This window comes from Streptomyces sp. NPDC058145, assembly GCF_042884245.1.
Classification (GTDB): Bacteria; Actinomycetota; Actinomycetes; order Streptomycetales; family Streptomycetaceae; genus Streptomyces.
Window position 1 is genome coordinate 237,045 of record NZ_JBHVUH010000012.1, and the last position, 18,686, is coordinate 255,730.

Annotated in this window: 20 protein-coding genes and 4 pseudogenes; 11 read left to right on the top strand and 13 right to left on the bottom strand. The window is 70.4% G+C overall.

Translation table 11 applies throughout. The features are described from left to right. Positions 1 to 136 precede the first annotated feature (136 nt). From ACFVVO_RS27185 to ACFVVO_RS27215, 7 genes are all read right to left on the bottom strand, one after another. Positions 137 to 556: a DUF6278 family protein gene (locus ACFVVO_RS27185; RefSeq protein ID WP_390058215.1), complete on the bottom strand. Its 420-nt coding sequence runs from the start codon at positions 554 to 556 to the stop codon at positions 137 to 139. Between the two features lie 15 nt (positions 557 to 571). Then, positions 572 to 1,351 carry an exodeoxyribonuclease III gene (locus ACFVVO_RS27190; RefSeq protein WP_390058216.1) on the bottom strand — a complete coding sequence of 260 codons (780 nt, stop codon included), beginning with the start codon at positions 1,349 to 1,351 and terminating at the stop codon, positions 572 to 574. Positions 1,352 to 1,391: 40 nt separating this feature from the next. Continuing rightward, on the bottom strand, positions 1,392 to 2,027 hold the full coding sequence (locus ACFVVO_RS27195) for an MBL fold metallo-hydrolase (protein ID WP_390058217.1): 636 nt from the start codon (positions 2,025 to 2,027) through the stop codon (positions 1,392 to 1,394). A gap of 36 nt (positions 2,028 to 2,063) precedes the next feature. Further along, positions 2,064 to 3,350, bottom strand: a complete 1,287-nt coding sequence (gene pcaC / locus ACFVVO_RS27200; protein WP_390058218.1) for a 4-carboxymuconolactone decarboxylase — start codon at positions 3,348 to 3,350, stop codon at positions 2,064 to 2,066. 20 nt (positions 3,351 to 3,370) lie between these two features. After that, positions 3,371 to 4,207: a transposase gene (locus ACFVVO_RS27205; protein ID WP_390058219.1), complete on the bottom strand. Its 837-nt coding sequence runs from the start codon at positions 4,205 to 4,207 to the stop codon at positions 3,371 to 3,373. 139 nt (positions 4,208 to 4,346) lie between these two features. Next, positions 4,347 to 4,811, bottom strand: a complete 465-nt coding sequence (locus ACFVVO_RS27210; RefSeq protein WP_390058220.1) for an ArsI/CadI family heavy metal resistance metalloenzyme — start codon at positions 4,809 to 4,811, stop codon at positions 4,347 to 4,349. 28 nt (positions 4,812 to 4,839) lie between these two features. After that, positions 4,840 to 6,216: an NAD(P)-binding domain-containing protein gene (locus ACFVVO_RS27215; RefSeq protein ID WP_390058286.1), complete on the bottom strand. Its 1,377-nt coding sequence runs from the start codon at positions 6,214 to 6,216 to the stop codon at positions 4,840 to 4,842. 196 nt (positions 6,217 to 6,412) lie between these two features. Between ACFVVO_RS27215 and ACFVVO_RS27220 the strand changes: the two genes are divergently transcribed. After that, positions 6,413 to 6,781 (top strand): ArsR/SmtB family transcription factor, encoded by a 369-nt coding sequence (locus ACFVVO_RS27220; protein ID WP_390058221.1) that lies wholly within the window; start codon positions 6,413 to 6,415, stop codon positions 6,779 to 6,781. A 178-nt stretch (positions 6,782 to 6,959) separates the two neighbouring features. Here the strand turns inward: ACFVVO_RS27220 and ACFVVO_RS27225 are convergent. The 3 genes and pseudogenes from ACFVVO_RS27225 to ACFVVO_RS27235 form a co-directional block, all read right to left on the bottom strand. Next, positions 6,960 to 7,451 (bottom strand): annotated as a pseudogene (locus ACFVVO_RS27225) (FAD-dependent oxidoreductase); the annotation flags it as partial. After that, on the bottom strand, positions 7,448 to 8,227 hold the full coding sequence (locus ACFVVO_RS27230) for an aquaporin (protein ID WP_390058222.1): 780 nt from the start codon (positions 8,225 to 8,227) through the stop codon (positions 7,448 to 7,450). The gene ACFVVO_RS27230 and the pseudogene ACFVVO_RS27225, both read right to left, overlap by 4 nt. Next, entirely contained in the window at positions 8,224 to 8,532 is a 309-nt protein-coding gene (locus ACFVVO_RS27235; protein WP_390058223.1) for an ArsR/SmtB family transcription factor, read from the bottom strand. Before ACFVVO_RS27235 ends, ACFVVO_RS27230 begins: the two co-directional genes overlap by 4 nt. 88 nt (positions 8,533 to 8,620) lie before the next feature. On the opposite strand from ACFVVO_RS27235, the gene ACFVVO_RS27240 reads away from it, so the two are divergent. Further along, complete coding sequence (locus tag ACFVVO_RS27240; RefSeq protein ID WP_390058224.1) at positions 8,621 to 9,034, top strand: arsenate reductase ArsC; 414 nt, start codon at positions 8,621 to 8,623, stop codon at positions 9,032 to 9,034. Between the two features lie 30 nt (positions 9,035 to 9,064). Here ACFVVO_RS27240 and ACFVVO_RS27245 read toward each other — a convergent pair. Further along, a pseudogene (locus ACFVVO_RS27245) lies at positions 9,065 to 9,541 on the bottom strand (FAD-dependent monooxygenase); the annotation flags it as partial. Between the two features lie 154 nt (positions 9,542 to 9,695). On the opposite strand from ACFVVO_RS27245, the gene ACFVVO_RS27250 reads away from it, so the two are divergent. The 4 genes and pseudogenes from ACFVVO_RS27250 to ACFVVO_RS27265 form a co-directional block, all read left to right on the top strand. Continuing rightward, entirely contained in the window at positions 9,696 to 10,031 is a 336-nt protein-coding gene (locus tag ACFVVO_RS27250; RefSeq protein WP_390058225.1) for a hypothetical protein, read from the top strand. Beyond that, positions 10,028 to 10,477, top strand: a complete 450-nt coding sequence (locus ACFVVO_RS27255) for a MerR family transcriptional regulator (RefSeq protein ID WP_390058226.1) — start codon at positions 10,028 to 10,030, stop codon at positions 10,475 to 10,477. The genes ACFVVO_RS27250 and ACFVVO_RS27255 overlap by 4 nt, the downstream gene beginning before the upstream one ends. Then, positions 10,458 to 10,781 carry a hypothetical protein gene (locus ACFVVO_RS27260; protein WP_390058227.1) on the top strand — a complete coding sequence of 108 codons (324 nt, stop codon included), beginning with the start codon at positions 10,458 to 10,460 and terminating at the stop codon, positions 10,779 to 10,781. The genes ACFVVO_RS27255 and ACFVVO_RS27260 overlap by 20 nt, the downstream gene beginning before the upstream one ends. After that, positions 10,778 to 11,104: pseudogene (locus tag ACFVVO_RS27265) on the top strand (YnfA family protein); the annotation flags it as partial. The gene ACFVVO_RS27260 and the pseudogene ACFVVO_RS27265, both read left to right, overlap by 4 nt. Before the next feature lie 76 nt (positions 11,105 to 11,180). Here ACFVVO_RS27265 and ACFVVO_RS27270 read toward each other — a convergent pair. Further along, entirely contained in the window at positions 11,181 to 11,447 is a 267-nt protein-coding gene (locus tag ACFVVO_RS27270) for a MerR family DNA-binding transcriptional regulator (RefSeq protein WP_390058228.1), read from the bottom strand. A gap of 84 nt (positions 11,448 to 11,531) precedes the next feature. On the opposite strand from ACFVVO_RS27270, the gene ACFVVO_RS27275 reads away from it, so the two are divergent. From ACFVVO_RS27275 to ACFVVO_RS27290, 4 genes are all read left to right on the top strand, one after another. Next, positions 11,532 to 11,888, top strand: coding sequence for a hypothetical protein (locus ACFVVO_RS27275; protein WP_390058229.1), 357 nt, complete (start codon positions 11,532 to 11,534; stop codon positions 11,886 to 11,888). A 116-nt stretch (positions 11,889 to 12,004) separates the two neighbouring features. Further along, a complete protein-coding gene (locus tag ACFVVO_RS27280; RefSeq protein WP_390058230.1) occupies positions 12,005 to 13,024 on the top strand; it encodes a DNA-directed RNA polymerase subunit alpha in 1,020 nt (339 codons plus the stop codon). 498 nt (positions 13,025 to 13,522) lie between these two features. Continuing rightward, a complete protein-coding gene (locus tag ACFVVO_RS27285) occupies positions 13,523 to 15,208 on the top strand; it encodes a ribonuclease J (RefSeq protein ID WP_390058231.1) in 1,686 nt (561 codons plus the stop codon). Positions 15,209 to 15,794: 586 nt separating this feature from the next. Then, positions 15,795 to 17,030, top strand: coding sequence for a PP2C family protein-serine/threonine phosphatase (locus ACFVVO_RS27290; protein ID WP_390058232.1), 1,236 nt, complete (start codon positions 15,795 to 15,797; stop codon positions 17,028 to 17,030). A gap of 335 nt (positions 17,031 to 17,365) precedes the next feature. Here the strand turns inward: ACFVVO_RS27290 and ACFVVO_RS27295 are convergent. Beyond that, positions 17,366 to 17,706: pseudogene (locus ACFVVO_RS27295) on the bottom strand (hemolysin III family protein); the annotation flags it as partial. A gap of 339 nt (positions 17,707 to 18,045) precedes the next feature. Here ACFVVO_RS27295 and ACFVVO_RS27300 point away from each other — a divergent pair. Beyond that, positions 18,046 to 18,666, top strand: a complete 621-nt coding sequence (locus ACFVVO_RS27300; protein ID WP_390058233.1) for a hypothetical protein — start codon at positions 18,046 to 18,048, stop codon at positions 18,664 to 18,666. Positions 18,667 to 18,686: the final 20 nt, after the last annotated feature.

Sequence of the window (18,686 nt, forward strand, 5' to 3'; positions counted from 1 at the left end):
CAGCCGTGTCGTGATCCCGCAAACTATCCAGCCGGCTGCGGAGTTGACGGGCGACACGCACCTTTCGGGCATTAGCCGTATTTACGCTGTTCACGCTTCGGAGTCCGGCCCCGCGCCGGACCGGCCGGCGCCGGGCTCAGGCCTCGGCGACCTCCGCGTAGAGCTGCGACAGCTCGGGGACGCCGCTCGCGGCCCACTCCTGCCCCGACCGCACGAGCTCGAATTCACGGCCGGAGGCGAGCCGTACGACCGGTTCGCCGTCGGTCCGGATCCGCCAGGCGGCGCCGGGCACGGTGCGCACCACGACCGTGCCCACGTACAGCCCGGCGTCGTTGCCCAGCCCGGGCAGGATCTCCGCGTCGTCGCGCCAGCGCGGGATCAGCTGGTCCAGCGCCTCCAGGGAGGCCGGGGTGTCGTCGAGGCGGACACCCGCCTGGGCCGCCTGCGAGCGGAGCAGTTCACATTCGGACAGCAGCGCGGCGATCGCCTCGGGGTCGGCCGGAAGGGCCGCGCGGCCGTTCTTGTGGTGCCGGTGGCCCAGGAACGGAATGTTCATGGGCCAAGCGTGGCATCACACGTCCAGGTCGACCACCACCGGCGCGTGATCGGAAGCGCCCTTGCCCTTGCGCTCCTCGCGGTCGACGTAGGCGTCCTTCACGGCCCCGGCGAAGGGCTCGTTGCCGTAGACCAGGTCGATGCGCATGCCGCGGTTCTTGGGGAAGCAGAGCTGGCGGTAGTCCCAGTAGGTGTAGGGGTGGTCGTACTTCAGGGGCCGCGGGACGACGTCCGCGAGGCCCGCCTCGCGCAGGGAGGCGAGGGCGGCGCGCTCGGCAGGGGTCACATGGGTGGAGCCCTCGAAGGCGGCCCGGTCGTAGACGTCCTCGTCGGTCGGCGCCACGTTGTAGTCGCCGAGCACCGCGAACGGGCGGCTGCCGGCGGCGTCACCGGCGACGGCGGCCCGCAGGGCCTCGAACCACTGGAGCTTGTAGGCGTAGTGCGGGTGCTCCACCTCACGGCCGTTGGGCACGTACACCGACCAGACGCGGACCGGGCCGCAGGTCGCCGCGAGGGCGCGCGGCTCGGTCACGCCTTCGTACCCCGGGTCGCCGGGCAGGCCCTTGACCACGTCCTCGATGCCGACGCGGGAGAGCACCGCCACGCCGTTCCACCGGCCGGTGGCGTGCACCGCCGCCTCGTAGCCCAGCTCGCGCAGCGGCTCGAACGGGAACTGCTCCTCGGCGATCTTCGCTTCCTGGAGGCAGAGCACGTCGGTGCCGCTGCTCTCCAGCCAGGCGAGCAGCCGCGGCAGGCGGGCGGTGATCGAGTTCACGTTCCAGGTGGCGATGCGCATGTCTCACAACCTACCTGCCGGGTGTGACAACCCGCCCGGCTCACAGTTCGGCCGACGCCCCCGGGGCGAGCCGCTGGTGGTCCGTGCCGCCCAGGCGGCCGATGTGGCCATCGTAGATCGGGCGGGCGAGGTCGGTGAGCAGGGCGTCGTGGACGTCGAAGGCGCGCTGCGGCCCGACCTCGCGGACGTAGTCGATGACCTCGGCGATCTTGTTCCAGGGGGCCATCACCGGGACCATCAGGGTCTCGACCGGCCGCTCGGGGACGGTGAGGGCGTCGCCCGGGTGGAAGACCCGGCCGCCGTCGATCAGGTAGCCGACGTTGGTGACGCGCGGGATGTCCGGGTGGATCACCGCGTGCAGCTCGCCGTGGACCTGCACGTCGAAACCGGCGGCGGTGAAGGTGTCGCCGTGGCCGACGGTGTGCACCCGGCCCGGGTGGGCCGGCGCGAGCCGGTCGGCCACGGACTTCAGGGTCCAGATCTCCGCGCCCGGGCGGGCCTCCAGCGCGGCCCGCAGCCGGCCCTCGTCGAAGTGGTCCGGGTGCTCGTGCGTGACCAGGATCGCGTCGGCGCCGGCCGCGGCGTCCTGCTCGCTGAACCCGCCCGGGTCGATCACGAGCGTCCGCCCGTCCTTCTCGAGGCGGACGCAGGCGTGGGTCTTCTTGGTGAGCTTCATGGCTCCCCATCCTGCCGCGTGCGGCGGCCGGGGGCCTCACTCGGCGGGTGTGGTCTCCTCCCGGACGACCTGCTGGGCCACCCGGAACGCCCGGCTCGCCGCCGGGACTCCGCAGTACACGGCCGCCTGGAGCAGCACTTCCCTGATCTCCTGGGGGGTGAGTCCGTTGCGCAGGGCGGCGCGGACATGGAGGGCGAGGTCCTCCAGATGGCCGCCGGCGATCAGCGCGGTGAGCGTGACACAGCTTCGGGTGCGGCGGTCCAGGCCGGGCCGGTCCCAGATCTCGCCCCAGGCGTAGCGGGTCATGAACTCCTGAAAGTCCCCGGAGAACTCGTCGGCCTGCGCCAGTTCCTGGTCGACGTGCGCGTCGCCCAGCACCTCCCGGCGGACCTTCAGCCCGCTCTGGTACCGATCGGGCGGCCCGAGCGGCTGCGCCGGGACGAAGGGGGCGATCTCGGCGATGGGCACCACCTGCGGCGGCGCGGCGACGGCCGGGTGGACCGGGGCGGCCGGCAGGGCGGTCTGGCCGGTGTCGTAGGGCTGCTGCCAGGCGGTGGAGAAGTGGCGGACCAGCAGGTCGGTGACGGCGGCGGGCTGCTCGACGGGGACCAGGTGGGAGGCGCCGGGGACGACCGCGAGCCGGGCGTCCGGGATGCCGGCCACCAGGGTGCGGGCCTCGGCGGGGCCGGTGACCTGGTCGTCGGAGCCGACCAGCACCAGCGTCGGCACGCCGACCCGGCCCAGCTCGGGCCGCACGTCGAATCCGGCGAGGGCCTCGCAGGCTGCGATGTAGCAGCCCGGGTCCGTGGTGCGCACCATCTGCACGGCCCACTCGGTGATCGCGGGCTGGGCGGCGGCGAACCCGCCGGTGAACCAGCGGTCGGGGGAGGTCCGGGCGATCGGGTCGAGCCCGTTGGTGCGGACGATCACCCCGCGCTGGCGGAACTCGTCGGCGGTGCCGAACCGGGGCGAGGCGGCGACCAGCGCGAGCGAGGCGAGGCGTTCGGGGCGGCGCAGCGCCAGCTCGAGGCCGACCGCGCCGCCGAGGGCGCAGCCCGCGTAGCCGAAGCGCTGCACGCCGACCGCGTCCAGCGTGGCCAGCAGCCGGGCCGCCAGCTCGCCGACGGAAGGGGCCGGGTGGGCGGGTGCGCCGCCGTGGCCCGGCAGGTCGAACCGGAAGACCCGCCACTGCTTCGTCAGCTCGGGGATCTGCCGGTCCCACATGTGCCAGGTGGTACCCAGCGAGGGACCCAGGATCAGGACGGGAGCCTCTTCCGGCCCGTCAAAGCGGTATTGCAGGGTGTTCGGTGGTGTCTCGCTCACCCGTCAGACCCTCTCATCTCTCACGACTGCCCCCATGACGTGGGGCATGACTTTGCGGGCCTGGCCAGGTGGAAGACCTCCCGGGCAGCGTAGCGTTTGAGGCATCGGACGATTTCGCGCCACGTCTTGCCCTCCTTGATCCGGCGCTCGTAGTAGTCCTGAGTGCTCGGGTCGACCCGCAGGCGGGTGAACACGATGCGGTGAAGCGCGGCGTTGGCCTGCCGGTCGCCGCCGCGGTTGAGGCGACGGAACTGCCTGCGTCCCGAGGAACGCTCGACAGGGCTGACACCGCACAGCGCGGCGAACGACGCCTCGCTGTCCAGCCGTTCCGGGTTGTCCCCCACTGTGATCAGCAACGTGACCGCCGTGTCCGGGCCGATCCCCACCACGTCGAGCAGCTGCGGGGCATGCCGTTCCACAAGCCGGGTCAGACGAGCCTCCACGTCGCGGACCTCCTCGGAAAGCTGGCCGATCCGGTGGGCCAGCGGGCCCGGCGTGATCCGGGTGGCCTCCACCACTGACTCCGCGCCGGCCTCCTCGCGAGCACGCGCATCGGTGAACTGTGCGCAGGTACGGAAGAGTTCGGCATTGCCCAGTCCGGCCAGTTCCTCCCGCGAGACGGGGTCCGCAGTGACGAGTACCGCCTTGAGCTGGTTGATGGCCTGGGTGCGGGCTGTGACGGCCGACGCCTTCGTGAGTTTGTACATTCTCGCGATCTGTACCGGCCCGTCGCCCGTTTTGGCCCGGGCGGAGGCCCGCCCGCTCAGCACGGCTCGCGCCGCATTCTGGGCATCGAGCGGATCCGACTTGCCGCGCCGCCGGCGATCCGCCCGGTCCATCCAGTTCACGTCGAACACGTCCACACCCTGGGCCAGCAGATAGCGATGCCCCAGCTGGTGGTCTGGGTGACGCACAGAGCGGGCAGCGCGGCGCGGGGCCGCGACCGGTTCCCTGCTTCGGTCGCGGCCCCGCGGGTGTGGAGGTTGGTCATCCCGGTCAGCAGCAGCCGTCCGCGGCGACCGGTTCCTTCGCGCCGGTCTCGGTCTCGGCGGGGCCGGCGCAGCAGGTGCTGTTCTGTTGCTTGGCCAGGGTGTCGGCGTCGGCCTTGACGACGTACACCTCCCAGGGTTCCTGTCCGGGGCCGTGGACCCAGACCTTGTCCTGGAGGGCGTAACAGCAGGTGGTGTCGTTTTCGACGTCGGTGGCCAGGCCGGCGTCGCCGAGGCGGGTGGTGGCGGCGTGGACGGCCTCGGTCGTCTCGACCTCGACGCCGAGATGGTCCATGCGGGTTGCCTCGCCCGCGGCGCCCTCGATCAGGACAAGCTTAAGCGGGGGTTCGGTGATGGCGAAGTTGGCGTAGCCGTCGCGGAGTTTGGCGGGCTCGGTGCCGAAGAGCTTGCTGTAGAAGGCGATGGACGCGTCGAGATCCGGAACTCGCAGGGCGAGTTGTACGCGGGACATGGCGAACCTCCTGGTGGGGATTCGGGTTTCAGCAGCCACCGGGGGTGGTCGGGACGCCGAGGCCGATCTGCAAGGTGACGGGGGCTGCGCAGCATCCGCCCCCTTCGCTGCTCTGGGCGGCTTCGGGGTCGTCGAAGAGGCCCGCTCCGCCGCACACGCCGGTCTCCGGGAGGGTCAGTTCGACGCGTTCGGCGGCCTCGTGGTCGCCGGCGAGGGCGGCGCTGATGGAGCGGACCTGCTCGTAGCCGGTCATGGCCAGGAACGTGGGGGCGCGGCCGTAGGACTTCATGCCGGCCAGGTAGATGCCCTGCTCGGAGTGGGAGAGCTCGTTCACGCCGTGCGGGTAGACGGTGCCGCAGGAGTGCACGTTGGGGTCGATGAGCGGGGCGAGGGCGGTCGGGGCCTGGAGGCGTTCGTCGAGGCCGAGGCGGATCTCGGAGAGGAAGGAGAGGTCGGGGCGGAAGCCGGTGAGGACGATGACCTCGTCGACAGGGTCGAGGCGGCGGCCGTCCTCGGCGACCAGGATCAGGCGGCCTTCGGTGTCCCGCTCGATGGCCTCGGTACGGAAGCCGGTTGCCGCGCTGGCGTGGCCTGCCTCGACGGCGGCTTTGGCGCGCAGGCCCAGTGCGCCGCGGGCGGGGAGCTGGTCGGCTTCGCCGCCGCCGTAGGTGTTCGCGCTGATGCCGCGGCGCAGGATCCACACCGCGTGCGTGCCGTCCTCCTCCTTGGCCAGGTCGGCAAGGTAGGCGAGCGCGGTGAAGGCGGAGGCGCCCGACCCGACGACCGCGGTGCGCTTGCCTGCGTAGCGGGCGCGCACGCCCGGGTTGCCGAGGTCGGGGACGCGGTAGGAGATGCGGTCGGTGGCGGCCTTCTCGCCGAGGGCTGGCAGGCCGTCGGCGCCCATCGGGCTGGGGATGGACCAGGTGCCGGAGGCATCGATGACGGCGCGTGCCGTGATGCGCTCCTCGTGGCCGTCGGCGAGCTGGATGTGAACCGTGAAGGGCTGCTCGTCGCGGCCGGAGTCGACGATGCGGTCACGTCCGGAGCGGGCGACGCCGGTGGCGGTGGCACCGTAGCGGACCTTGTCACCGAGCGTGTCGGCGAGCGGCTGCAAGTACTTCTCGACCCAGTCGCCGCCCGTGGGATAGGCGGAGCCGTCGGGTCGCACCCAGCCAGTCGGTGCGAGCAGCTTCTCGGCGGCGGGGTCGGTGACCTCGGCCCAGGGGGAGAACAGCCGCACGTGCGCCCAGTCGCGGACGGCGGAGCCGGCGGACGGTCCGGCTTCCAGGACCAGCGGTTCGATGTCGCGCTCGACGAGGTGGGCGGCTGCGGCAAGGCCGATGGGGCCGGCTCCGATGACCACGACGGGCAGCTGGTCGGTAGTGGGCACGCTGTTGATGGACACAGCCACGAGGTTCCCCTTTGCTTCGACGTTTGTCGATGGCTTGAGCGGCCAGCATGACACCTGATTAGACAAGCGTCAACATAGACATTCGTCGAATTAAGAGATTGCGGAGGCGTGACCCCTTTCCGCCCACCCCGCACCCAGGCGGACGATCCGACCCTCGCCGGACTGGTTTGACATGTGTCAACATAGACGCATGTCGAATACCAAGGTGCTGCCGCTGCTGGAGTCGGAGGGTGCCGATGCTGTGGTGCCGTGCTGCCCGCCGGTCACCGAGCGCCCGCTGACCGCTGACGAGGCGGAGAAGACCGCTCGGATGTTCAAGGCGCTCGGTGACCCGGTCCGGCTTCGCCTGTTCTCGCTTGTCGCGTCCCACGAGGGTGGCGAGGCGTGCGTGTGCGACATCTCCGACGTCGGCGTCTCGCAGCCGACGGTCTCCCACCACCTGAAGAAGCTGAAGGAGGCCGGGCTGCTCTCTTCCGAGCGGCGCGGCACCTGGGTCTACTACCGGGTGGAGCCCTCGGTGGTCGCCGCTATGGGACAGATGCTCGGCACTCTGGGCTGAGCCGACCGGACAGGCCGTACAGGGGACAGGTGAGTCCGTTGAGCAAGCTGCCGGTGGACCGTCAGGCGATCCACGAGGAGTTGGAGAGGGCCCGTACGACCTTCCACCGGCTCCTCGACAACGCCACCGAGACCGACCTGCGCCGGCCCACCGACGGCACCCGGTGGACCAACGAACAACCGGCGAAGTCGGCGGGGCTGCGGTACTCCACCGTGTGCAACTGCCGGCCCTCGAAGGTCGCTTGGCCAGGGACATTGGGGACGAAAGGCCGCCACCAGGTGCCGGTCGCGCTGATTGCGGCGCGGGCGTGCCAGGTACCGGAGTCGGTTTCCACGCGCAGGAGTTGGCCGTCCCGGTGGACGCCGAGGACGCGCACAGGCCGCTCGACGGGCAGCTCGTAGCGCTTCTCGTAGTCGGCCAAGTACTCCACCACGTGCTGCGCGTCGGGGTAGGCCTCGCCCCTCTGAGCCGGCATGAGGCGGCCGGGCAGCGAGGAGTACGCGGCCGGGGAGAACAGGCGCAGCGAGTCCCAGGCGTGCCGCCAGGCGCCGCCCGGCGTGGTCTGGGCGTCGAGGATGACGAAGTCGAGGCCGAGACGGCGCAGGTGGTAGCCGGCGGCGAGCCCGGCCTGGCCGCCGCCGATCACCACCACCGGCGTGCTGTGGCTCACTCGGCCGATCGTCCGGGCATGAAGATGAGGGCCACCAGGGCCAGTCCGACCACGCCGCCGACGACCTGCATGCCGATGAAGCCCGCGACCGAGCCGGGGGCGATGCCCGCGAAGGTGTCGGTGAAGGCGCGGCCGATGGTCACCGCCGGGTTGGCGAAGGACGTCGACGAGGTGAACCAGTAGGCGGCGCCGATGTACGAGGCGACGGCCACCGGCGCAAACTGCAGCCTGTCGGCGCAGGCGAGGCCGAAGATCAGCAGGATCAGGCCGGCCGTCGCGACGATCTCGCCGAGGAGCAGGTGACCGGCCGAGCGGTCGTGTGTGGACCACTTCACCAGCGGCTCGCCAAACATCGCATCCGCCAGGATCGCGCCCACGATCGCACCCACGATCTGCGCGGGTACGTAGACCGCCACCTCGCGCGGAGTGACCCCGGCGCCGCCGCGGCGGGCGGTCCACCACTCGGCCACCGTGACGACCGGGTTGAAGTGTGCGCCGGAGACCGGGCCGAGCAGGAGGATCAGGATGCCGAGGCCGAAGACAGTGGCCGTGGAGTTGGCCAGCAGTTGCAGGCCCACGTCCTTGGTCAGTTCGGTGGCCTGGATGCCGGAGCCCACCACAACCGCCACCAACAAGGCGGTGCCTATGAGTTCGGCGGCGGCCCGGGCGACCAGGGGGTTACGCGGCGGGGTGGCACCCGGCGCGGGCTCGACGGAGGCGGGTGAGGGAGCGGGTGTCGCGGACTCCGCGGTCGGGGCGGCTTCGGCGGCGGTCATGGGCAGGCCCTCTTGTTCTCGGCGGCGGTGCGAGCGGACTCGGCCAGATCGGCGAACTGGCCGGCGAGTGAGGCGATGACGTCGGGCTTGAGCCGGTAGTAGGTGAACCGGCCGCACGGCTCCGTCTCGACGACCCCGGCCTCGCGCAGCACCTTCAGGTGGTTGGAGAGGTTGGTCTGCCGGGCACCGGTCTCCTCCACGAGGTGGGTGGTGCACAGCGTCTCTTTGGCGAGCAGGGTCACGATCTGGAGCCTGAGCGGGTCGGCCAGAACCCGGATCAGATCAGCGTCGGCTGACATCATCATGGACTGATACTGTCACATCAGCGGTGACTGACACCACCGGGTGCTGATGTGTCGTACCCGTCCTGTTGCGAGACAAGAGAGACCTCTGATGTCCGACAAGCCCTCCGTGCTGTTCGTCTGTGTCCACAACGCCGGCCGTTCCCAGATGGCCTCCGCGTGGCTGACCCACCTGGCCGGGGACCGGGTCGAGGTCCGCTCCGCCGGCTCCGACCCGGGCGCCAACGTCAACCCTGCTGCCGTCGAGGCCATGCGCGAGGTCGGCATCGACATCTCCGCCGAAGTACCGAAGATGCTCACCGTGGACGCGGTGAAGGAGTCGGACGTCTGCATCACCATGGGCTGCGGCGACACCTGCCCCGTCTTCCCGGGCAAGCGGTACCTGGACTGGGATCTGGAGGACCCGGCGGGCCAGGGCGTCGAGGCCGTGCGTCCGATCCGGGACGAGATCAAGGTGCTGATCGAGGGCCTGATCAAGGAGATCGCGCCAGAGCCCCAGGCGTGAGCACGGCGACGGACATACGCAACGTCATCGTCATCGGCTCGGGGGCGGTCCTGACAGAAGCAGGTGCCGGCCCGGCCCCGAACTCCGCGCCCGGAGCCCGCGCGGAAGGTCGAGCAGCCGGTCTCCTGCTGGCGGCCGCTTACCCGGTGACCGCGAGCCCCCCGTGGAGGCGGGGCTTCGCCGGTAGTCGATGCCCAGCTCCGAGACCGTCCGGAAGATCCGCCCGCGAGGTTCCGTCCCCCGCAGCGCCAACGGAGCCAGGCGCCGCGCGAGCCGGGTGCGGGCGAAGCGGATGAGCGGGTTGCTGCGGGTACCGATCATGAAAGCGCGGTCGGTGAAGCGCAGCACGCTCCGGCCGACCGGGGCACGCTCGATATCGTACGTCTCCAGCAGCTCCGCCGGAGCCCGGCCCCGGCACACGAGGGCGAGCTGCCAGCCCAGGCTCAGGGCGTCCTGGATGCCGGTGTTCATGCCCTGGGCGCCGGCCGGGCTGTGGATGTGGGCCGCATCCCCGGCGACGTGGCGCCGTCATGAATCCACGGTAGTGCTCAGAGCCTCCGGGCGATTCGAGCGGCCGGCCTTGCAACCGGTACCCAGGTACAGGCTTACCGTCGGAGATGTCCCCGCACCGTGCGGGGGCCCCAGGACGGGAGTGGCCACCATGACGACCTGGGTACCGGCATCCTGCACGCTGCCCACCACCGAGCAGCCGCTGCGGGTCGCGGAATTCGACGCGCTGTTTGCCGAGCGGCTGAGAGAGACCGCGCGGCCGGAGCCGTTGCGGCTGCTCTTGGTGCTCACCGGCGGGCCGGGCATCGAGGACGACGTCCGCGACCTGGTGGCCCGCGAGAGCGGCTGCTGCTCGTTCTTCACCTTCACCGTAAGCGCCGGCACAGAGCAGATCCGCCTGGACATCGAGGTCGACGCGGCGCACGAGGCCGTGCTGGACGCCCTCCAGGAGCGGGCCACCACAACCGGCCGGCGGGACCTGCCGTGACCGGCGACGCCCTACGCAGCGGGCAGGTCGCGGACGCGGCCGGGGTGAACATCCAGACCCTGCGCTACTACGAGCGGCGCGGCCTGCTCGCCGCACCCGACCGCAGCCCCGGCGGCCACCGCCTCTACGGCGAGGAAGCAGTCACCGTCCTGCGGGTCATCAAGGCCGCCCAGCGCCTGGGCTTCACGTTGGACGAGGTCGCCGAACTGCTGGAGGCCGGCCGCCACCGGCACGGCCGATCCGTCTCCGGCCTCCAGGACCGCGCCGCAGCCAAACTGGCCGAGGTCGACGCGAAGATCGCCGACCTGACCACCATCCGCGCCGCCCTGATCACCGCCGTCGACGCCGGATGCGACGACCTGACCGAGTGCGCGACCAGCCCGCGCTGCCCCCTGCCCTTCACCGACCTCGCCGAGGAGAACCGCCATGCCCGACCTTGCTGCTGACCCCGCCCCGCGCCGCACCCCCAAGGCGCTCGCCTCCCTGGCCTGGCTGGCCTGTCTGGCGTGCTGCCTGCTGCCCGCCCTGATCACCGCGGGCGTCGTCGGAGCCGGCGCCTCCGCCGTGGTGGGCTGGCTGCCCGCCGTCGCCCTCGCCCTGGCCGCGCTGGCCGGGGCCACCTGGTGGTTCGGCCGCCGCCGCACCGCCTGCGGCTGCGGCGCCTCTGACCAGGGTCGATGTGGCTGCGAGACGACCGCCGACCCACTGACGATCAGCAGCACCGGCCGTAAGCAGGCTCACCGAGCATGACTGTCCTGCGTTCCGTCGCCCTGTTCGTTGTCGCCGCCCTGTTCGAGATCGGCGGCGCCTGGCTGGTCTGACAAAGCCTGCGCGAACACAAGGGCTGGGTCTGGATCGGAGCAGGTGTAGCCGCTCTCGGCCTCTACGGAGTGGTGGCCACCTTCCAGTCCGACGACAACTTCGGGCGCATCCTCGCCGCATACGGCGGGATCTTCGTCGCCGGGTCGATCGCCTGGGGCATGGTCGCCGACGGTTACCGTCCCGACCGCTGTGACGTCATCGGCGCCCTGGTGTGCCTCGCCGGCATGGCCGTCATCATGTACGCCCCGCGCAGCCACTGGCCTGCTCCTCACCCGCAGCAACTCAGCAACCGTCCAACGCACGACTTGGGCGGGCTGGGCCGGAATCTCACCGCACAGCACGACGCAGACCGGTGACATAGGCGCACGGTGCCTCGCCCGAGTCGCGCGGAACGAGGATCGAGCGGATCTCCGCGAGCGTCAGGCCGGCCGACCGGGAATCGCGGATGAGGGCCGGCCGGGCGCCGGTCCGCGACGGATGGTCACGGTAGCCACCCGCCGTCCTGGGCGGCGCAGGCAGCGGTCCGGCCTGCTCGCAAAAGCGGATCGTCCTGGGCGTCAGATCGTTCGCGACGGCCCGTTCTCCGATGCGCATACCGCCGAAGCTACGCCTTGACCTTCCAGTGCGCTGGAAGGTCTACCGCCGGTCGCATCCGCAGTGACCTGGGAGGATACGGCCATGCGCATCACGGTTCTGGCAGTGCCCGACTGCCCCAACGCACCACTGGCGCGCGAGCGAATCGAGCAGGCACTCGACGGACGAGCCGTCGTTCTCGAACTGGTGGAAGTCGCCGACGAGGCGCAGGCCGCACGGCTCGGCATGACCGGCTCCCCCACCGTCCTCATCAACGGCAACGACCCCTTCGCCGTCCCCGGGGCAGCAGCTTCCGTCTCCTGCCGCCTGTATCGCAGCCCGGACGGGCGGACCGAGGGGGCACCGAGCGTGGCCGACCTGCAGCGGGCGGTGTACGTCGCAGAGGCTGGCCATGACTGCGACTGCCCGCCCATGCAGGGAGACCCGAAGCCTCCTCCCTGAGTCGGCGAGACAGGCGGTTCGGCCTCTGCGGAGACCGTATCGCCTGTATCGCCCGTACCCTTCGTGGTGTCTACGGCGTCACATAGCGGGCGCCAAACCACTGGAGGCAATACCCCGTGCTGATTGCTCAGCGTCCGTCCCTGACTGAAGAGGTCGTCGACGAGTTCCGCTCCCGGTTCGTGATCGAACCGCTGGAGCCGGGCTTCGGCTACACCCTCGGCAACTCCCTCCGCCGCACCCTCCTCTCCTCGATCCCCGGAGCGGCCGTCACGTCCATCCGGATCGATGGCGTTCTGCACGAGTTCACCACCGTGCCGGGCGTCAAGGAGGACGTCACCGACCTGATCCTCAACATCAAGCAGCTGGTCGTCTCCTCGGAGCACGACGAGCCCGTGGTGATGTACCTGCGCAAGCAGGGCCCGGCCCTGGTCACCGCCGCCGACATCGCCCCGCCGGCCGGTGTCGAGGTGCACAACCCCGACCTCGTCCTCGCCACGCTCAACGGCAAGGGCAAGCTGGAGATGGAGCTGACCGTCGAGCGCGGCCGCGGTTACGTCTCCGCCGTGCAGAACAAGCAGGTGGGCCAGGAGATCGGCCGTATCCCGGTCGACTCCATCTACTCGCCGGTTCTCAAGGTCACGTACAAGGTCGAGGCCACCCGTGTCGAGCAGCGCACCGACTTCGACAAGCTGATCGTCGACGTCGAGACCAAGCAGGCCATGCGTCCCCGTGACGCCATGGCGTCCGCCGGCAAGACGCTGGTCGAGCTGTTCGGGCTGGCCCGCGAGCTGAACATCGAAGCCGAAGGCATCGACATGGGCCCGTCCCCGGTGGACGCCGCCCTCACCGCCGATCTGGTCATGCCGATCGAGGAGCTCGACCTCACCGTCCGGTCGTACAACTGCCTCAAGCGCGAGGGCGTCCACTCCGTGGGCGAGCTCGTCGCCCGCTCCGAGGCCGACCTCCTCGACATTCGCAACTTCGGTGCGAAGTCCATCGACGAGGTCAAGGAAAAGCTCGCCGGCATGGGCCTCGGCCTCAAGGACAGCCCGCCCGGATTCAACCCGACCGCCGCTGCGGACGCCTTCGGCGCCGACGACGTGGACACGGGTTTCAGGGATACCGAGCAGTACTGAACGCTGCGCTGCGCCGGACATGGCGACACTGCGCGCACGGGGACAGGAGAACCTCCACTCCGCCCGCTGGGCGGCCTCGACCGGGTCCGCGCCCGCGCGAGCTGACCCGCTCATCGCCGTCGCCCGCAGAACATCTGGCTGCACGGCAAGGAGGCTGCCCCGGGGCCCTCTCAGTCCACTTGCTCCTGACCGCCGAGGGCACCCGCGTCTCGACCACTGCGAGTGGACCGGTGCCGAGGCCCACCGGGAGGCAGCGAACGCCGGAAAACACGACAGGATGACGAGATCTTCTCCAGCACCGGGCGAAACGGTTCGGCCACGGAAGGTGGTACCGCCTTTCACCACTCCCGGTCCGGCCGCCGGGGTGATGCGATCGTGCTGAGGCACCCACCGCGGGTGTCCCGCTCCGTCGGGGAAACGGGTGTCCCGCTCCGTCGGGGAAAGGAGATGACACGGGCAGTGGATCACCCGTCCCGGTCTCCGGGTACCGTCAGGGGTATGAGTCATCCGCACCCCGAGCTGAAAGCCGCCCCACCCCTTCCCGAAGGAGGGCTGCGGGTCATCGCCCTGGGCGGCCTAGGTGAGATCGGCCGCAACATGACCGTCTTCGAGCACGCCGGCAAGCTGCTCATCGTCGACTGCGGCGTGCTGTTCCCCGAGGAGACCCAGCCCGGCGTGGACGTGATCCTGCCGGACTTCACCTCGATCCGGGACCGGCTGGACGACATCGTGGCCGTCGTACTCACCCACGGCCACGAGGACCACATCGGCGGCGTGCCGTACCTGCTGCGCGAGCGGTCCGACATCCCCGTCGTCGGCTCCAAGCTGACGCTGGCGTTCCTGGATGCCAAGCTCAAGGAGCACGGCATCCGGCCGCGCACGGTGCGGGTCCGGGAGGGCGACCGCCGTGGCTTCGGACCCTTCGACTGCGAGTTCGTGGCGGTCAACCACTCCATCCCGGACAGCCTCGCGGTCGCGATCCGCACCCGGGCCGGGATGGTGCTGCACACCGGCGACTTCAAGATGGACCAGTTCCCTCTCGACGACCGCATCACCGATCTGCGCGCCTTCGCCCGCCTCGGCGAGGAGGGCGTGGACCTGTTCCTCACCGACTCCACCAACGCCGAAGTACCCGGCTTCACCACCTCCGAGCGTGAGCTGAACCCGGCGATCGAGCAGGTGATGCGCACCGCGCCGCGCCGGGTCATCGTCTCCAGCTTCGCCAGCCACGTGCACCGAATCCAGCAGGTCCTGGACGCCGCCCACCAGCACGGCCGCAAGGTCGCCTTCGTCGGCCGGTCGATGGTCCGCAACATGGGCATCGCCCGTGACCTGGGCTATCTGAAGGTCCCCTCCGGTCTGGTCGTGAGCACGAAGGAGCTGGAGAAGCTCCCGGACCACAAGATCACTCTGGTGTGCACCGGCTCCCAGGGCGAACCGATGGCCGCGCTGTCACGGATGGCCAACCGCGACCACGTGATCCGCATCGGCAAGGGCGACACCGTCCTGCTCGCCAGTTCCCTGATCCCCGGCAACGAGAACGCCATCTACCGGGTGATCAACGGACTCACCCGGTGGGGCGCCCACGTGGTCCACAAGGGCAACGCCAAGGTGCACGTCTCCGGGCATGCCAGCGCCGGCGAACTCGTCTACTGCTACAACATCGTCAAGCCCCGCAACGTCATGCCCGTGCACGGCGAATGGCGCCACCTGCGGGCCAACGGCGACCTCGCCATCCGAACCGGTGTCGACCCCGAGCGGGTCGTCATCGCCGAGGACGGCGTCGTCGTCGACCTGGTCGACGGGCGCGCATCCATCACCGGCAAGGTCCCCGCCGGCAACGTCTACGTGGACGGCATGGAAGTCGGCGGCGCCACCGAAGCGTCCCTCAAGGACCGCCTCACCCTCGCCTCCGAGGGCGTGGTCACGGTGGTGGCGATCGTCGACGCGGACACCGGCGCCCTCGCCGAGGCCCCCGACTTCCTGGCCCGGGGCTTCGTCCACGACGACACGACCTTCGAGCCGGTCATCCCCGTCATCGAGAAGACCCTGGCCACCGCGGCCGAGGAAGGCGTCGGGGACGCGCGCCAACTCGAACAACTCGTCGCCCGCGCCGTGGCGAACTGGGCGTTCCGCGCCCACCGCCGCAAGCCCCTCATCATCCCCGTCATCATCGACGCCTGAGCCACGGCCCGGCAGCACGGTCCCCGTTCCGGTCGCGGCCCCGCCGGCATCGAGGTCGGGCACGGGAGTCAGCAGCCACCCCAGCAGGCCGGGGTGGCAGCGCACCATAATGAGTCATCGGGAACACATCCTAGACTGGAGGCGGGAGAACCCGCAGTTCACGGGGGTTCTCCCGCTCTGGGGTCGGTCTCTGGAGCGGCCGGAGCGTCAAACGTGCGTCACGGTCACGCCAGACGACGGCGTGCGGGACCGCGCCCACGTGCACACCGCCGTCACCCGCGACAAGACCACCGGTACGACCGAGGTGACCACGCTCGCCGACGGCGTCACAGCACCACCTCATCGACCAGATCCAGCAAGCAAGCGAGCGGGAATGGGCGCTTGACCGAGTGGAATACCGTTCAGGGGCTCTGTGGTGCCATAGCATCTGCCCGGCACCGGGCTTGGCGTGGGCCCCTCGCGCACCCGGGACGGCACCCTGAGCACCAGCGAGCGGCGAGGAGTCACCGTGACCGTATGCGGGCCTGACGGGGACGGTGAGCCGACCCCTCGTACTCCGGAGAACGGGAATGGCCGGGGGAGGGCGATGACCTTGGCGGGGACGCTGGCGGCGGCGGAGAGCGCAGCGCCCGTGGAGTCACTCGACGTGGTCGCGCGCATGCTCAAGGAGCAGCTCGGGGCCGCGTCGGTGTCGTTCCTCATCATCGACTTCGCCGGCGGCTCGGTCGTACGGCTGGGGGCGGCGGGCAGCGTCGAGACCGATGAACCCGCCCGGCGCATCACGCTGCGGGACACCCTGTACGACGACGTGATCCGCACCCAGCGACCGAGCGTGGAGGACAAGGGCGAGGGCGCGCTGGTTCAAATCGTCGCCCCAGTGACCAACCGCGGGGACGCCATCGGGCTCCTCGAACTGTTCCTGCCCGCGGCGCCGGACGCGGAGGTGATGCGGGCGATCGGCGAGACCGCGCACGCCCTGGCGTACATCGTCATCGCGAACCGGTCCTTCACCGACGTGTACCAGTGGGGCCGCCGTACCACCCCGCTGAGCCTGGCCGCGGAGATCCAGCACCGGCTGCTCCCGGCGTCACTGGCGTGTGAGGCGGCGCAGTTCGCGGTGGCCGGGGCGCTGGAGCCGGCCGACCACGTCGGGGGTGACACCTTCGACTACGTGATCAACCGGGACACGGTCCAGCTCTCCGTCACCGACGCCATGGGTCACGATGTCGACGCCGCGCTGCTGGCCACCCTCCTGGTGGGCGCCCTGCGCCGGGCCCGGCGGGCCGGTGCCGACCTCGCCGAACAGGCCCGCCAGGCCGACCAGGCCATGCGCGAACACGGCCGCCAGAGCTACGTCACCGGCCAGCTCCTGCGTATCAGCCTGATCGACGGCAAGACCGAGTTCATCAACGCCGGGCACCCCTGGCCGCTGCGGATGCGGGACGGACAGGTGCGGGAGATCGCTCCGGAGATCGATAGGCCGTTCGGCTTCCATGCCCCTCACAGCTACCGGGTCCAGTCGCTGGACCTGCGGCCGGGCGACCGGCTGGTGATGCTGACCGACGGCATGCTGGAGCGCAACGCAGGCAGCCTCGATCTGTCGGACCTGATCGTCCGCACCCGCGCGCTGCATCCCCGCGAGGCCGCTCGCACCCTCATCGCAACGGTCATCGACGCCCACCACGGCCACCTGCGGGACGACGCGACCGTCATGTGCCTTGACTGGCACGGCGTCGGCCACGCCCTGCGGGACGCCGACACCGGAGCCGACCTCGCCGACGCCTCCGCCCGGCGGGCGGGGCGGACCGTTCCTGGGCGATGACTCGGGAACTTCTCCGGCACCCCGCTTCATGGGCAGGTGGAACGGGGTGCTCTGCCCCAGGCGACCGCGTCACTGGGGCAGGCTCCTGCGGCGGCGCAGGCCAGGCCGAGGAGGATGCGGCCGGGACGCCAATCGTGTGCCGCTCATGGTCGAGCACGTCGTGGCCACGCCATCCCCTGATGTCTTCCGCCTCGAACACAGGGCCCCCTCCATCGCAGGTAGGTTGAAGACCGCTGTCTCGTCTTTCTCTCTCCTCCGTCCTTGCCTGCCCGCGGAGCGCCGCACCCTGGAGAGCAGCCGACTTGCAGACCGGACGGCGGACGGCTTTCAAGCGCCCAGACGATCCACAGCAGCACGGACCGCTGGTCCGGCGCGAGGAGGAGCACGGCCAGGGGGATGCAGGTGCCGGCGATGATCAGGAAGACGTTGGCGTGGTCGAGGCGTCGCAGAAGAGCCTCGCCGAGCGGTCCCAGGTGCCACGGTGGTAGATGGCGCTCGTCGCGAACAGCAGCCAGGCGGTGATCGAGTACACAGCGCAGGCCAGGGCCGCCTGCGGAGTACTGGCCAGGCAGATGAGTACGACGCCCGCGATCAATGCGGCGGGGACCATTCCGGCATGGAACCAGCCACGCAACTTCGGCTTGATCGGTTCGGCCAGGTCGGCCACCCGCTCCACCAGAGCAGTAACCGAGTGAGCCCCCTTCCCCGCATGGTCGCCTGGTGATTCGTCGGGTAGCCCGTCTGCACGGCGCTCTCCACGCGCTGACACGACGTGACCACATTCGACTTCAGCGGCGTCGCGGGACACAGCTTCTCGTCCTCCCCCGGGGTCCTGGGTGTCACTGGCAACCATGCGGTCATGCTAGGAAACCTCACCCGGACACATGACGGGAGGTCGGTCCAGAACCCCAGAGCCACGTGGCCGGGCCCGGGCCGGTTCGCCACCGGGTGTGAACTCCAACCCCGTCGCCCTACCGCCAATTGGGCCTGCCGAAGCCGAGTAGAACGGCTGGTCATGGGAACGATCAGGGCTTACGAACGGGCATCTCCGCTCGCCTACGCGCAAGGATCGCCGATGCTTCCTGAGGTCCGCCCCCACGTATCCGCTGCCCTGGCACACCAGTTGGAACATCAATTGGGTCTGGCTTCGTGTCTCGAAGCCGCCCATCTCGATGTGGAGGGCGTCGCCGGCGTCGCAGTCGTCGCAGCCGCCCACTCCGATGGCTATGCGGCCACCGGCCATCTCCTCGGGCTGCTGGCCGCGCTGCCTGCCCCCACCGCGGCAGGAGAACGCTTCTGGTCGGACCTGTGGAGGTCTTCGGGCACGGCGTACCTGCTGCCCGTGAACATCAAGTCTCTGGTGCTGCGTTCGCTGGCAGGAGAGGGAACCGCCCTGGCCCGGCAGGTCCTCTCGGCCGTCGATGAGATGACCCCGCCCCAGCGCTTCGCGGCCGGGGAGGTGATCGGTCAGGCCCTCGTCGAGTCCGACCATCTGCCCGACCTCAAGACACAGGTCATCGGAGAACTGTGGCTCCGAGATCTCGAACTCACCGCCTGGCGCGTCCTGCACGCAGACCGCAGGTCGGACGATCCGGCTGGACGGAAAGCCTTCCTCGACGCCTGGACGAGCGTCTGAACGTCGGCTCCTCCAAGCTG